The following is a 13,997-nucleotide window of genomic DNA, read 5'->3' on the forward strand; positions in this document are numbered from 1 at the left end:
TCGGCGCCGGACCGGGGCCGGCCCCGGCACTGCCCCGATTGCGGCCCGGAACCGCAAGGGGCAAACCGTCCTGGCGGGGTTCGCGGCACGATCTCGGGGCAGCCGCGCGCCTGCCCACGCAGGGTTTTGAACCGCGGGTTTTCCAGGAAAACCGCCATGATTATTGGGCTTGGCGGACAGCGCGAGAATTTTTCCCCGATGCCGTATTTTTCCGCTTGCACCCGCCGGCGCCCCCTCCTATACGACGCCTCACACGGGCGCCGGAGACGCCGCCCGAGACCTCCGGTGGGGCCATAGCTCAGTTGGTAGAGCGCTTGAATGGCATTCAAGAGGTCAGGGGTTCGACTCCCCTTGGCTCCACCAATTCTCTCGCACATTTCGATGTAATATCAGCCGGTTAGACGAATGCCGCCGCGTGCCACCCCACGCTCGCCCCCACACCCGAAAAAAGATGCCGCTGGATTTCGCTGGACGTTCAGCGACCCGTGTAGCCCGGAAGCGAGCCGGATCGAGGTGTCAGATTCGGGGCGCAGCTAGGAGCCTTCGCGCCCGTTCCAGAGGCCGAAGCGGCAGGCATCATTTCAAACCCGGAGCAGTTAGGCCAGCCGTGACGCGGGCTATTCCGATGCGGTGTCCATCAAGTAGCGATAAGGATGGCCGAGAAGGCCAATCGGTTCTGGCTGCGCTTTTCCGAATGCCGTCGATCTGCGCAGGCTCGGTCGGATAGCCGTTCGAGGCGTGGCGGATCAGCCCGGCCCGGAAGGCCCGCAGGTCCAGCAGCCACCACAGGTCGAACCCCGTCCCGGAGGCATTGGCGTGGCCATAAAACAGCCAGTCGCCCTCGCCGTTCACAATCTTGGCCAGTCCGGTCGGATTGCCCGAGGGCCGGCGCGAGCGGATAGTGAGGTCGCAGGGATAGCGGCCGGCATAGCCATGGCGCTGCACCCTGGCGGCTATGCGCATGTCCCGGCCGTCCAGCATCAGCAGATCGGTGGCGTGGCGGGTGTCGAGGTAATCTGGCGCGACCCGCAGCAGATGCGCACCGACGATGCGGCGGATCTCGGAGATGAAGCGAACCTTGAGGCGCGCGTCAGCATGATATGCGCGGCTTCATAAAGCGCGTTACGCACCATGCCGTCACCGACCCTGGTGATACCGCCATCTCTGTCGGTCTCGCCCGACCGATATTTTCCGGGCAGCAATCGGAAGTAGGCACCAACGGCTTGGAACCTGGAAAACCGCCCTGGATCGTCAACCGCAGAACGATAGGTCAGCGCAACCAAGGCTCCGACACCAGGCAGACTCATCAGCCGATGGCAAACAGGTTCGACACGGGCGATCTTCAACATCGCAGGGTGCAGCCGGGTAAATTCCTCCCACAAGGCGGCGCGCGCCTTCAGCATCGGACCGATGACCGTCGCCAGCATGTCATGCCCTTCGATGAGCTCGCGAATACGGGCCTCGAAACACCCGTGGCTTACCTCGCCGACCTTGAGCCCGTAGCCACGTGAGGCATGCCGCGGATGCTGGGTTCGACATCGCGCAGCTTGGCCTGCAACAGCTTGCGGCCGACCAGCAACGCCCGCGTCGCCTGGCATCTGCCGACTTCGCATGCACAGGGCGGAACCAGTCCATGCGCAGCAATTGCGCGATTCCACGCGCGTCCCTGCGGTCCGCCTTCACCGTCATCGCCGACAGCGCAGCCTTCACATGCCGCGTTTCCAGCAACACCACGTCAAAACCTTTGACGACCAGACCCTCACGCAACCATTGCGACAGAGGGCCTGCCTCGAGACCGATCCTGGCGACTGGAAACCCAAGTTCGGCGAAGTGCCGCGAGAATGCCCCGGTTCGCTCGCCACTTTCGTTTCGCGCATGATCTTACCAGACGCATCCACCACGCAAACACTGCTCTGTTCCAGCGACACGTCGATTCCTGCATAATAAGTCCATGGCTGTTCCCCGTCTGATGCCTGGTGCCGAAACCAACGGACCCCGTTTCCGACATCATCACCCCGAGGGACAGCCACCTTCATGGCCACCAGAGGAACGCTGGCCCATTACGGCATCTAGGCAGGTTGAGGGGGCGGCTTGCGCCCCAACGTGCCGCTGCAGACAGGATCACAGCATGCAAATGTTCGCCCCCGACGCCCGATCAGCCGACCCGCTTCTTCGCCCCTTCAGCCTACGGGGGCTGGACCTGCGCAACCGCATCGTCAGCACCAGCCATGCCTCGATGCTGGACGATGGCGGAATGCCGGGCGAACGTTACCAGGCCTATCACGAGGAGAAGGCCAGGGGCGGCATCGGCATGACGATGATCGGCGGCTCGGCCATGATTTCGCGCGATTCCAGCTGGGGCGGGGGGCAGCTGAACCTGACGGATGACGCGGTCATCCCGCATCTGGCGGCGATGGCGGACCGGATCCATGCCCAGGGGGCAGCGATCATGTGCCAGATCTCGCATCTGGGGCGGCGGGCCACGGCGCTTGGCGGCGCCTGGCTGCCGGCCATTGCGCCGTCCCGGGTGCGCGAGACCCGGACCCGCAGCTTTCCGAAAGAGATGGACCGCGCCGATATCGACCGGGTGATCGCGGATTTCGCCGCCGCCGCGCGGCGCTGCCAGGAGGCGGGGCTGGACGGGGTCGAGACGCTGACCGGCGGGCACCTGATCGGCCAGTTCCTGTCGCCGCGCACCAACCGTCGCAGCGACGGCTTCGGCGGATCGGCTGCCAACCGCGCCCGCTTCGCGCTGATGGTGCACGAGGCGGTCCGCCGTGCCGTGGGCGACGATTTCGTGGTGGGCATCCGCTATGTCGTCGACGAAGGCGGCACGGACGGGCTGACCGCCGACGAAGCCCTTGAGATCGCCCGGATGATCCAGGCCGAGGGGCATGTGGATCTGTTCGACTGCATCTATGGCCGCATGGACAGCGACCTGCTGCTGACCGAGGACAACATGCCCGGCATGTTCCAGCCCCAAGCCCCCTATCTGTCGCATATCCGCGCCTTCCGGCAGGCTGTGTCGCTGCCGGTCCTGCACGCGGGCGGCATCCGCGACGTGGCCACCGCGCGCCATGTGCTGCGCGACGGGATCGCGGATCTGGTCGGCATGACGCGGGCCCATATCGCCGACCCGCATCTGGTCGCCAAGATCGCGGCGGGGGATGAGGATCGCATCCGCCCCTGCGTCGGCGCCTCCTATTGCCTGTATCGCAAGGCGCATTGCGTCCATAACCCCGCGACCACGCGCGAAACCACCCTGGGCCATGCCATTCCCCGGTCCCCTGCCCCGCGCCGCGCCATTGTCGTGGGCGGCGGCCCGGCGGGGATGGAGGCCGCGCGCGTGCTGGCCGAACGCGGCCACCGCGTCACCCTGATCGAGGCTGCGGCGCGCCTTGGCGGGCAGATCCTGGTGGCGGCCAAGGCACCGGGGCGCCGCGACCTGCTGGGCATCATCGACTGGCGGCGCAGCGAACTGGGCAGGCTGGGGGTGGATGTCCGCCTGAACACCTGGGCCGAGGCGGCCGACATCCTGGCCGAGGCGCCGGACATCGTCGTCGTGGCGACCGGCGGCATTCCCGACCTGGACTGGCTGGAGGGGGCCGAGCATTGCCACAGCACCTGGGATCTGCTGACCGGCGCGGTCGCGGCCCAGGGCGAGGTGCTGGTCTATGACGGCACCGGGCGGCAGGCAGCGCCGTCCTGCGCGCTGAAGCTGGCCGATGCCGGGCGGACCGTCACCCTTGCCACCCCCGACGCGGTCCCGGCGGCCGAGATGCCCTATCAGGACGCGACCAGCTTCCGCAAACGCTTCTACCAGGCAGGCCTCGCCACCCTGACCGATCACGCGCTGATCCGGGTCGAGCGCCGGGGCAACCGGCTGCGCGCCACCCTGCGCAACGAGATGACGGGGGCGGAACGCAGCCTGGACGCCGCGCAGGTGGTCGTCGAACACGGCACCCTGCCGCTGGATGATCTGTTCACCGAATTGCGCGAGTCAGGCGAAGGTTTCGCGCTGCACCGGATCGGCGATGCCGTTGCCAGCCGCGACCTGCACGCCTCGATCCTGGATGCCTATCGGCTGTGCCTGGGGTTGTGACGGCGGGCCTTGGGCGCAGGCCTTGGGGTGGGGTTTCACCCGGCCGCGCGCCCGGCAAAAGGTGGGTAAAACCCCACCCTGCAGGCCGCTTGCCCTTTCATGGGGTGTGACAGCGTTTCGAGAAGGGGCGGGCCTTACAGCCCGCCGAAATGGAACGCCTTGGTTTCCAGATATTCCTCGATCCCGTCCTGCGCTCCCTCGCGGCCAAGGCCCGAGGCCTTGACGCCGCCGAAGGGCGTTTCGGCATGGCTGACCGCGCCGGTGTTCAGCCCGACAAGGCCGAACTCCAAGGCCTCGCCCACGCGGAAGGCCCGCGCGATGTCGCGGGTGAAGAAATAGGCGGCCAGGCCGAAGGGCGTGCCGTTGGCGATGGCCAGAGCCTCTTCCTCGGTCTCGAAGCGGAAGATCGGGGCGACGGGGCCGAAGGTTTCCTCGGCGGCCAACTGCATCTGGGTCGTGGCACCGACCAGAACCACCGGATCGGCATAGGCATCGGGCAGATCGCGCGCGGCGGTGGCGCGGGTCGCGCCCTTGGACAGCGCGTCCTCGACATGGGCGCGGATCTTGGCGATGGCGGCGCCATTGATCATCGGGCCGATGGTCGTGCCCTCGGCCGTGCCGGGGCCGACCTGCAGCGCATCGACACGCTTCGCCAGCGCCGCGACGAAGGCGTCGTGGATGCCCGACTGCACCAGGATCCGGTTCGCGCAGACGCAGGTCTGCCCGCCGTTGCGGAACTTGGACAGCATCGCGCCCTCGACCGCCGCGTCCAGGTCGGCATCGTCGAAGACGATGAAGGGCGCGTTGCCGCCCAGTTCCAGCGACATGCGCTTCAGCGTCGGCGCGCATTGTTCGGCCAGCAGCGCGCCGACGCGGGTCGAGCCGGTGAAGGACAGCTTGCGCACCACCGGGCTGGCGGTCAGGGTGGCGCCGATCGCCTCGGGGCGGCCGGTCAGGATGTTGATGACGCCCGCCGGGATGCCCGCACGTTCGGCCAGCACCCCAAGCGCCAGCGCCGAATAGGGGGTGAGGTCCGACGGCTTCACCACCATCGTGCAGCCCGCCGCCAGGCCAGGGGCGACCTTGCGGGTGATCATCGCGATGGGAAAGTTCCAGGGCGTGATGATCGCGCAGACGCCCACGGGTTCCTTCATGGCAAAGACCTTCTTGCCCGGCACCGGCGAGGGGATGATCTTGCCGTTGATGCGCCGCGCTTCCTCGGCGAACCAGCGCAGGAAGGAGGCGCCATAAAGCACCTCGCCCCGCGCCTCGGCCAGGGGCTTGCCCTGTTCCGCGGTCAGGATCTGCGCCAGGTCGTCCGCGTGGTCCAGCATCAGCTGATACCAGCCCATCAAGAGGTCGGCGCGCTCGGCATGGGTGCGCTTGCGCCAGGCCACCATGGCGCGTTCCGCGGCGGCGATGGCCTGCGCGGTTTCATCTGCCGTGCAGTCGGGCATGGTGCCCATGGCGCGGCCGGTGGCGGGGTTCATTACCTCCATGTCGGGGCGGGCGATCCACTGGCCGTCGATCAGCGCGGCCTGGCGGAACAGGCCGGGATCGTTCAACTGCGGGCCGAAATCGGTCATCTGGTTCATGCGTGTTCCTCCAGCGCGGCCAGGACGGCTGCGGTAATGGCATCGGTGCCGTGCAAGCCGGGGCGGATGCCGATGCCCCGGGCGGTGGCGGATTCGATGGCGGCCAGCACCGCATCGGCGGCGGGCTTCTCGCCCAGGTGCTCCAGCATCATCGCCCCCGACCAGATGGCGGCGATGGGGTTGGCGATATTTTTCCCCGCGATGTCGGGGGCCGATCCATGCACCGGCTCGAACATCGAGGGGCCGCTGCGGTCGGGGCAGATATTGGCCGAGGCCGCGAAGCCCAGGCCGCCCTGGATCGCCGCGCCCAGATCGGTCAGGATGTCGCCGAACAGGTTCGAGGCGACGATCACGTCCAGATCCTGCGGCGCCATCACCATCTTGGCGGCCATGGCGTCGATATGCATGGGACTGACGGTCACGTCGGGATATTCGGCGGCAACCTGCTGCGTCACCTCGTCCCAGAACACCATCGAATATTTCTGCGCATTGGATTTCGTGACCGAGGTCAGGTGCCCGCGCCGCGCCCGCGCCTGTTCGAAGCCGAAGCGGATGATGCGCTCGACCCCCTTGCGGGTGAAGATCGCGGTTTCGGTGGCGACCTCGTTGTCGCGGCCCTGGTGGACGCGGCCGCCGGCGCCGGAATATTCGCCCTCGGTGTTCTCGCGGATGCAGAGGATGTCGAAGCCTTTCGCCCTCAGCGGGCCTTCCACGCCGGGCAGCAGCCGGTGCGGACGGATGTTGGCATATTGGTCGAAGGCCTTGCGGATCGGCAGCAGCAGCCCGTGCAGCGACACCGCATCCGGCACCGTGGCGGGCCAGCCGACCGCGCCCAGATAGATCGCGTCGAAGGGGCGCAGCTGCTCGATCCCGTCCTCGGGCATCATGCGGCCGGTCGCCAGATAGGTCTCGCAGGACCAGTCGAAGCGGGTCGGTTCCAGCGTGAAGCCGAAGCGCGCGGCGGCGGCGTCCAGCACCTGCATCGCGGCGTCGGTCACATCCACGCCGATGCCGTCGCCGGGGATCAGCGCGATCTTGTGGGCGGTCATGGTCTTCTCCTTCAGATGTCGATCAGCACCGATTTCGTGCGGCGGTTCGCGGCGAATGCCTCGCGCCCCAGATCCTTGCCAAGCCCCGACGCCTTCCAGCCGCCGGTCGGCAGGATATGGTCGCGCGACCGGCCATAGCGGTTGACCCAGACCGTCCCCGCTTCCAGCCGCCGCGTCAGGCGCAGGGCGCGGGACAGGTCGCGGGTGAACAGCCCGGCGCAAAGGCCATAGGTCGGGTGCTGGGCCAGGGCTAGCCCCTCCTCCTCGGTGTCGAAGGTCTGGAAGGTGGCGACCGGGCCGAAGATTTCCTCGGTCACGGCGGGATTGTCGGCCGAAACGCCGCCGATCAGGGTCGGCCGGTAGAAGCTGCCCTCGTGATCGAAGCGGGTGCCGCCGCACAGGATCTCGCCGCCCTGCGCCCGCGCCGCCTGCACGATGCCGTCGATCCGCCGCAGCTGCGGGTCCGAGATGATGGGCGAGAAGCCGGGGCTTTCCGCCCAGGTCGGCGCAGGCCGCGGCCTGGCGAAGCGGTCGGCCAGCCGCGCGGCCAGCGCATCGGCGATGCCGCGCTGCACGATGATGCGCGATCCGGCGACGCAGAACTGGCCGGCATTGGGCAGGATGCCGCGTTCCAGACAGGTGGCGGCCAGGTCGATATCGGCATCGTCGAACACCAGCATCGGGCTTTTGCCGCCCAGTTCCAGGGTCATCGGCTTGATGCCGGTGCGCGCGATATTCTCCATGATCGCCGCCCCCGCGCGGGTCGAGCCGGTGAAGCTGACCTTGTCGATGCCGGGATGGCCGGTGATTGCCGCCCCAGTGACCGGCCCGTCGCCCAGGACGACATTGACCAGCCCCGCGGGAATGCCTGCACGCACCGACAGTTCGGCCATGTAAAGCGTGGACCAGGGCGTCATCTCGGACGGTTTCAGCACCACGGCATTGCCTGCGGCCAAGGCCGGCGCCAGCTTCCAGCCCGCCATAGAGATCGGGAAGTTCCAGGGCGCGATGGCGCCGACCACGCCATAGGGCTCGGCGGCGATGAAGCCCAGGCTGCCCGCGCCCGTGGGCACCAGGTCGCCGCCTTCCTTGTCGGCGAATTCGGCAAAGAAGCGGATCTGTTCTGCCGTCACCGGCACGTCGCCCGCGGCCACATGCGCGACCGGGCGGGAGGAGCAGACCGCCTCCAGCCGGGCGAGCGCCGGGGCCTCGGCCTCGATCAGGTCGGCCCAGGCATGCAGCGCGCGCAGACGGTCGCGGGGATGCAGGGTCGCCCATCCCGACACGGCAAGCGCCCGCCGCGCCGCCGCCACCGCGCGGTCCACCATGGCCGCATCGGCTACGGGGATATGGCCGATCACCCGGCCGCTGGAGGGGGCGCGCACCTCGAGCCGCGCCTCGTCCTCGACATAGGCGCCGTCGATGAAATGGCCTGCGGGCAGGGTCAGGGACAGGGGATCGAAGGCAAGGGTCATGGCATCCTCGGCTGTTGGGACAAGGGTGGCGCGGGGCGGCCGGCGAAAGCTGCCGAAGGGGCGCATCGGGCAGCAGAAATCACCGTGCCGCACCGAGGCACGGAAGATTATGCTGTCAGTCCTCCAGCAACGCGCAGACGGGCACCGGGCGCACCGGGGGCTGGCCGCGCAGCCGGCCCACCTCCTGCGGAGCAAGACCGGCGTGGCGGGCGATCAGCGCGGCGGCGGCAAGCTGGCAATAGCGGCCCTGGCAGCGACCCATGCCGATGCGGCCCAGGGATTTCACGCGATTGGCCTCGGCCCCACCCAGCCCTGCGGCATCCCGCATCTGTCCCAGGGTGATGCCTTCGCAGCGGCACAGGACAGCCGTGTCGGGCAACGCGTCCAGTTGCCCCGAAGGCCAGGGAAAGGCCCGCGCCATCGCGGCGGCAAAGCGGTGCAGCCGCCGGGCGCGGCGCAGCAGCGCGCGCGTGCCGGGCGTGGCGGTCCCCAGGTCGTTCAGGCAGGCATTGGCGGCCAGGGCACCCGCGACCTCGGCGCCGTCCGCGCCCAGGATGCGCAGCCCGTCTCCGGCCAGATAGAGGCCCGGCCCCGCCCGGCCCATCTCGTCCGCGACCGGCAGCCATTGCGCCCAGGTGTCCGACCACGCAAAGCGCGCGCCCGCCAGGTCGGCCAGTTGCGTTTCCGCCCGCAGGTGCCAGCCAAGCGCCACCGCGTCGCATTCGGTGACCTGCGCCCGGCCCCCGCCATCGCGCCAATGCACCGCGTCGTCCGTGATCCGCTCCAGCCGGACGCCGGCGTGATAAAGCCGTCCAAGCCGCGCCCGCATCGCCAGCCCGCGCGCCGTCACCGCCGGGCGGGCCAGGGCCATGCCGATGCCGCCCCGCATCTGCGTCGCCAGGGACGAGGTGTCCAGCACCGCCGCGACCCCTGCCCCCGCCGCCAGCAGCTGCGTCGCCACCAGGGTCAGCAGCGGCCCCGATCCTGCCAGCACGATCTGCCGCCCGATGGCCACGCCCTGCGCCTTCAGCGCGATCTGCGCCGCGCCCAGGGAATAGACCCCGGCACGCTGCCAGCCATCCACCGGGACCAGGCGGTCGGTGGCCCCCGTCGCCAGGATCAGCCGGTCATGGGGAATGCGTACCGCGCCGACATGCGCCACCCCGTCGCGGATCGCATGGACCGAGGATTGCGGGCGATAATCCACCTGCCCCGCCGCCACCATTCCGTCGAACAGCGCGTGCAGCGCCCGCGCCTTCCCGGCCTCGGAGCCATAGAGCTTTTCCGGCGGCCGGGTAAAGCCCTCGGGCGGGCGGCGATAGATCTGGCCGCCGGCCCGCGCGGCTTCGTCCACCACGACCGGGCGCAGGCCCGCGCGGACCAGCCGCTCTGCCGCGCGGATGCCCGCAGGCCCGGCGCCGACGACCAGCACCCGCGTCATGCGGGCCACCCTTGCGGCGCCTCGGAAAGCAGCCGCATCCCCGCCGCAAGGGGCGTCGAGCAGGCGCGCAGGCGCGAGCCGTCCTCGGCCCAGATCCAGCAGTCCTGGCAGGCGCCCATCAGGCAGAAGCCCGCGCGCCGTTCCGGCCCGAACTCGGCCGGGCGCAGCGATCCGGCGCCGGTCAGGATCGCGGTCAGCACCGTGTCGCCCATGAGCCCGGTCATGTCGTGCCCGTCGAAACGGAAGGCGACCGGCGCGCGCCCCGTCTCGGCCAGCCGGACCAGTTGCCCGGTCATTCCGCGGCCTGCGCAAGGGCCGGGCGCGGCAAGTCGGGGAAACGCGCGCAGACGGCATCGAAGGCGCGGTGCACGGCCTCGGGGCCATTGCCCTCCATGCGGCGGAAGATCTCGGTCTTGGCGAAGAAGCGCCAATGGATCGGCAACGCCGCCAGGATCTCCGTCAGGGTCTCATAGGCGGCATGGGTCCAACGCGCCTCGAAACCGTCGCGTTCGGGGCCGAAATGGAAATGCCCCTGATGTTCCGTCGCCTGCGCCCTCTGCGCCGCCGTGGCATCGGCATCGCCGACGACCACGCCGTAATCGCGCCGCGCCGCATCGGCCGAGACATAGCCCCGCGCCACATCCTGCTCGACGCGCCAGACCTCGCGCTCGAAGGGGTTGCCGCGCCCGCCGCCCCCGGCGGAACGGATCATCAGCACATCGCCGGGGCCAAGGATCGCGGTGTCGGCAGAGCCGGTACGCCGTTCGTCGGGCGTTCCGGGGTTCACGATCATCTCGGCCAGGCCCGCCGCCTTGCCGCCCAGGATCCCCCAGGGGCGGAAGACGCTGCGGTCGCGGTTGCGCGCGGTGATGCGGCTATCGGGAGCGAAGACGCGGAAGGCCATCTCGGTGGCCAGCCCGCCCCGCCAGCGACCGGCCCCGCCGCTGTCCTGCGCCAGGCCGTAGCGGACGAATTCCACCGGCACCTCGGTCTCGGTGATCTCGATGGGGGTGTTCTTCAAATAGGCCGCGTCCGCGCCCGAGCCGTTGGTGCCGTCGCGCCAGGGCATGCCGCCGCCGCCGCCCACCACCGGGTTCACGGCGGCGATGACGGTCTTCTGCGTGCGCTCGTCCCGCGTCATCACGTTGATGATGCAGTTGTTGCCGGCGGGCGCGGCGGGCATCCGGTCGGGAATGGCCTGCGAGAATGCCCCGAAGATCACCGACCGCAACCGCGCGCAGGTCAGCGACCGCATCCCCACGGCGGCGGGCGCGACCGGGTTCAGCACCGTGCCTTCCGGCGCGATGCAGGTGAAGGGCCGCGTCAGCCCGGTGTTCAGCAGGATGCGCGGGTTGAGCGTATAGAGGACGTAATAGACCCCCACCAGCAGCATGGTATGGCGCGGATCCCCGCCCGAAGGCACGTTCAGCGAACTGCCAAGCTGCGGGTCCGATCCGGTGAAATCCAGCACCGCGCTGTCGCCGCGGATCTTCAGGGTCAGGTTCAGCCGGCAGGGATTGGCCTGGTCGCTGTCCTCGTCGGCGTAGTCGGCAAACTGGTAATCCCCGTCCGGGATCGCGCGCAGGATGTCGCGGGCCTGCGCCTCGGCTTGGTCCTTCAGGGCTGCGACGCCCTGGACGAAGCCCTGCTTGCCGAACCGGGCGATCATCTGATGCACCTTGCGCTCGCCGGTGTTCAGCGCGCCGACAAGCGCCTTGATGTCGCCGATGTTCAGCGCGGGCTTGCGGACATTGGTCTGCATGATCCGCAGGATCTGCTCGTCGAAGACGCCTTCGTTGACCAGCTTCATCGGCGGGAAGCGGATGCCTTCCTGATGGATCTCGGTCAGGGAGCGGGACAGGGACGCCGGCACCGCGCCGCCCATGTCGGTGTTGTGGATATGCCCGCCGGTCCAGGCGACGATCTCGCCATCCGCGAAGACCGGCTTCCACAGGTGGGTGTCGGGGGCATGGGTCGCGACATGGCCGGAATAGGGGTCGTTGGTGAAGGCCACGTCGCCCGGGCGGTAATCGTCCACCATGGCGATGGCCCGGCCATAGGTCAGGCCCGGATACCAGGTCGCGCCCAGGTCCATCGGCACCGCGAAGGTGTCGCCGCCCTTGTCCATCAGCATGACGGTGAAGTCCTGCGTCTCCTTGACGAAGGCGGAATGGGCGGTGCGGTGCAGCGTATGGGCCATGTTCTCGGCCGCCGCGCGGGCGTGGTTGGCCAGGACCTGAAGCGTCATCTTGTCGAACATGGGCTTACTCCGCAAAGCTCAGGTGGATGTTCAGGTGGTCGTCCACCCGGGCCGCCGCGCCTTCGGGGATCGCGAAGGTGGTGTCTTCCTGCGCGACGATGGCGGGACCGTGGAAACGCGCGCCCCCCGTCAGGTCCGCGCGGTCATAGAGCGGGATCTCCTGCCAGGCCCCCAGATGCACCGGCACATGGCGCGCGGGCCGGGCGGGGGCGGGGTCGCCCGTCTCTGTCGGAAATTCGGGCTTCGGCCCGGCACCGATGGCGGACAGGCGCAGGTTCACGATCTCGATCCGGCCCTCGGGGTCGTCGAAATCGTAAAGACGCAGATGCGTGGCGTGGAAGGCCTGCGCGATGCGGGCGGGATCGTTCAGCCAGGCGGGTTCCAGATCGACCTCGATCTCGTAGCTTTGGCCGGCATAGCGCATGTCGGCGGACAGGCGCAGGTCGGCGGCGCCGTGATGGCCCTGGGCGGCCAGCCAGGCGCGACCGTCATCGGTCAGCGCCCGGAACGGCGCGGTCAGATCCGCGCCCAGATCGGCAAAGACCGTGCGGATGAAGTCGCCGCGCAGATCGGCCACCAGACCGCCAAGCGCAGAGACCACGCCCGGACGGCGCGGGGCGATGACGCGCGAGATCCCCAGTTCGCGCGCCAGGAACGCCCCCAGCATCGGCCCGCCGCCACCAAAGGGCATCAGAGCGAAATCCCGCAGATCGACGCCGGCCCGCGAGGACAGCTTCTCGACCTCGACGAACATCTCGGAAATCGCGATGTCGAGGATCGCCTGCGCGGTTTCCTCGGGGCTGCGGCCAAGCTGCTCGGCCAAGGCAGCAACGGCCTGCCGGGCCAGCGCCACGTCCATCTGCAACTGGCCGTAGGCCATCTGGCTGTGGCCCAGCCAGCCGCAGACCGCCATCGCATCCGTCACCGTGGCCTGTGTCCCGCCGCGTGCGTAGCAGGCCGGACCGGGGTTCGATCCCGCCGATTCCGGCCCGACGCGCAGCACCCCCTGCGCGTCCACGCTGGCGATGGAGCCACCGCCGATGCCGATGGAGCTGACCGAGACCGAGGGGATGTGCAACGGAAACTCGCCGATCAGCTCGTCCGATCCGAATTGCACCTGCCCGTCCACGATCAGCGCGAAATCGGCCGAGGTGCCGCCGATGTCCAGCGTCAGGATGCGATCCTCGCCGGCCTGACGGGCCAGCCAGCTTGCGCCGATCACGCCGGATGCCGTGCCCGACAGCAGCATCGACACGCAGTCGCGCCGCCCCTCGGCCGCGGTCATCAGCCCGCCATTCGACTTGGTCAGCATGGCGCGGGCCGGAACCCCCTGCCCCGCCAGCCGCGATTCCAGCGCCGTCAGATAGCCCGCGACGCGCGGGTGGACATAGCCGTTCAGGATCGCGGTCGAGCTGCGCTCGTATTCGCGGATCACCGGCCAGACCTCTGCCGAGGTGAAGACGAACAGATCGGGCGCCTGCGCCTCGATCTGCGCCTTGACGGCGGCCTCCTGCGAGCCGTCGCGCCAGGAATGCAGCAGCGCCACGATCACCCCCTCGGCGCCTGCGGCCTTGGCGCGGGCCACGGCATCGGCGATGGCGACCCCATCGGGGGCGAGGGTCTGGCGGCCGTCGGCGCGCATCCGGGCGGGGATGCCGAAGATCATGTCGCGCGAGACCAGCGGGTCGGGCCGGTGGCAGAACAGCGAATACATCTCGGGCATCCGCAACCGGGCGAGCTCGATCACATCCTCGAAGCCCGCATTGGTGATCAGCGCCAGGCGCGCGCCCTTGCGCTGGATGATGGTGTTGATGCCGACCGTGGTGCCGTGCACGAAGCGGCTGACTCTTGCCGGATCCAGCCCCTCGCGTTCAGCCAGCAGCCGAAGCCCTTCCAGCAGTTCGGCGCCGGGATCGTTGGGCGTGGTCAGCACCTTCAGCGATGCGACGCGGCCCGAACTCGCCTCCAGCGCGCAGAAATCCATGAAGGTGCCGCCGATATCGACGCCGATCTTCCAGTCCGTTACGGTCCCGTCCATTCCGCCACTCCGTCATTGGTCGAGGCGATGGAACCAG

9 protein-coding genes, 1 tRNA gene and 1 pseudogene are annotated in these 13,997 nt (G+C 69.1%); 2 read left to right on the forward strand and 9 right to left on the reverse strand.

The window, feature by feature from the left end:
- Nucleotides 1-287 precede the first annotated feature (287 nt).
- Nucleotides 288-363 (forward strand) — tRNA-Ala (locus ACDP63_RS18955).
- A 213-nt stretch (nt 364-576) separates the two neighbouring features.
- On the opposite strand, the gene ACDP63_RS18960 is transcribed toward ACDP63_RS18955, so the two are convergent.
- The gene (locus tag ACDP63_RS18960; protein WP_074990940.1) at nt 577-981 is read right to left on the reverse strand and encodes a hypothetical protein; all 405 of its coding nucleotides are present in this window, start codon (nt 979-981) and stop codon (nt 577-579) included.
- Nucleotides 982-1,052: 71 nt separating this feature from the next.
- Nucleotides 1,053-2,011, reverse strand: a pseudogene (locus ACDP63_RS18965) (IS110 family transposase); the annotation flags it as partial.
- 117 nt (nt 2,012-2,128) lie between these two features.
- On the opposite strand from ACDP63_RS18965, the gene ACDP63_RS18970 reads away from it, so the two are divergent.
- Nucleotides 2,129-4,102 carry an NADH:flavin oxidoreductase gene (locus ACDP63_RS18970; protein WP_074990939.1) on the forward strand — a complete coding sequence of 658 codons (1,974 nt, stop codon included), beginning with the start codon at nt 2,129-2,131 and terminating at the stop codon, nt 4,100-4,102.
- A 134-nt stretch (nt 4,103-4,236) separates the two neighbouring features.
- On the opposite strand, the gene ACDP63_RS18975 is transcribed toward ACDP63_RS18970, so the two are convergent.
- The 7 genes from ACDP63_RS18975 to ACDP63_RS19005 form a co-directional block, all read right to left on the reverse strand.
- Complete coding sequence (locus ACDP63_RS18975) at nt 4,237-5,697, reverse strand: NAD-dependent succinate-semialdehyde dehydrogenase (protein WP_269147206.1); 1,461 nt, start codon at nt 5,695-5,697, stop codon at nt 4,237-4,239.
- Nucleotides 5,694-6,746: a tartrate dehydrogenase gene (locus ACDP63_RS18980; protein WP_028710677.1), complete on the reverse strand. Its 1,053-nt coding sequence runs from the start codon at nt 6,744-6,746 to the stop codon at nt 5,694-5,696. Before ACDP63_RS18980 ends, ACDP63_RS18975 begins: the two co-directional genes overlap by 4 nt.
- Before the next feature lie 11 nt (nt 6,747-6,757).
- A complete protein-coding gene (locus ACDP63_RS18985) occupies nt 6,758-8,221 on the reverse strand; it encodes an aldehyde dehydrogenase family protein (protein WP_028710678.1) in 1,464 nt (487 codons plus the stop codon).
- Nucleotides 8,222-8,336: 115 nt separating this feature from the next.
- Nucleotides 8,337-9,662: an FAD/NAD(P)-binding oxidoreductase gene (locus tag ACDP63_RS18990; RefSeq protein ID WP_028710679.1), complete on the reverse strand. Its 1,326-nt coding sequence runs from the start codon at nt 9,660-9,662 to the stop codon at nt 8,337-8,339.
- The gene (locus tag ACDP63_RS18995; protein ID WP_028710680.1) at nt 9,659-9,958 is read right to left on the reverse strand and encodes a (2Fe-2S)-binding protein; all 300 of its coding nucleotides are present in this window, start codon (nt 9,956-9,958) and stop codon (nt 9,659-9,661) included. Before ACDP63_RS18995 ends, ACDP63_RS18990 begins: the two co-directional genes overlap by 4 nt.
- Nucleotides 9,955-11,922 carry a hydantoinase B/oxoprolinase family protein gene (locus tag ACDP63_RS19000; RefSeq protein ID WP_028710681.1) on the reverse strand — a complete coding sequence of 656 codons (1,968 nt, stop codon included), beginning with the start codon at nt 11,920-11,922 and terminating at the stop codon, nt 9,955-9,957. The genes ACDP63_RS18995 and ACDP63_RS19000 overlap by 4 nt, the downstream gene beginning before the upstream one ends.
- 4 nt (nt 11,923-11,926) lie before the next feature.
- Nucleotides 11,927-13,960: a hydantoinase/oxoprolinase family protein gene (locus ACDP63_RS19005; RefSeq protein ID WP_028710682.1), complete on the reverse strand. Its 2,034-nt coding sequence runs from the start codon at nt 13,958-13,960 to the stop codon at nt 11,927-11,929.
- Nucleotides 13,961-13,997: the final 37 nt, after the last annotated feature.

This window comes from Paracoccus sp. P2 (assembly GCF_046335115.1).
GTDB classification, from domain to species: domain Bacteria; phylum Pseudomonadota; class Alphaproteobacteria; order Rhodobacterales; family Rhodobacteraceae; genus Paracoccus; species Paracoccus pantotrophus.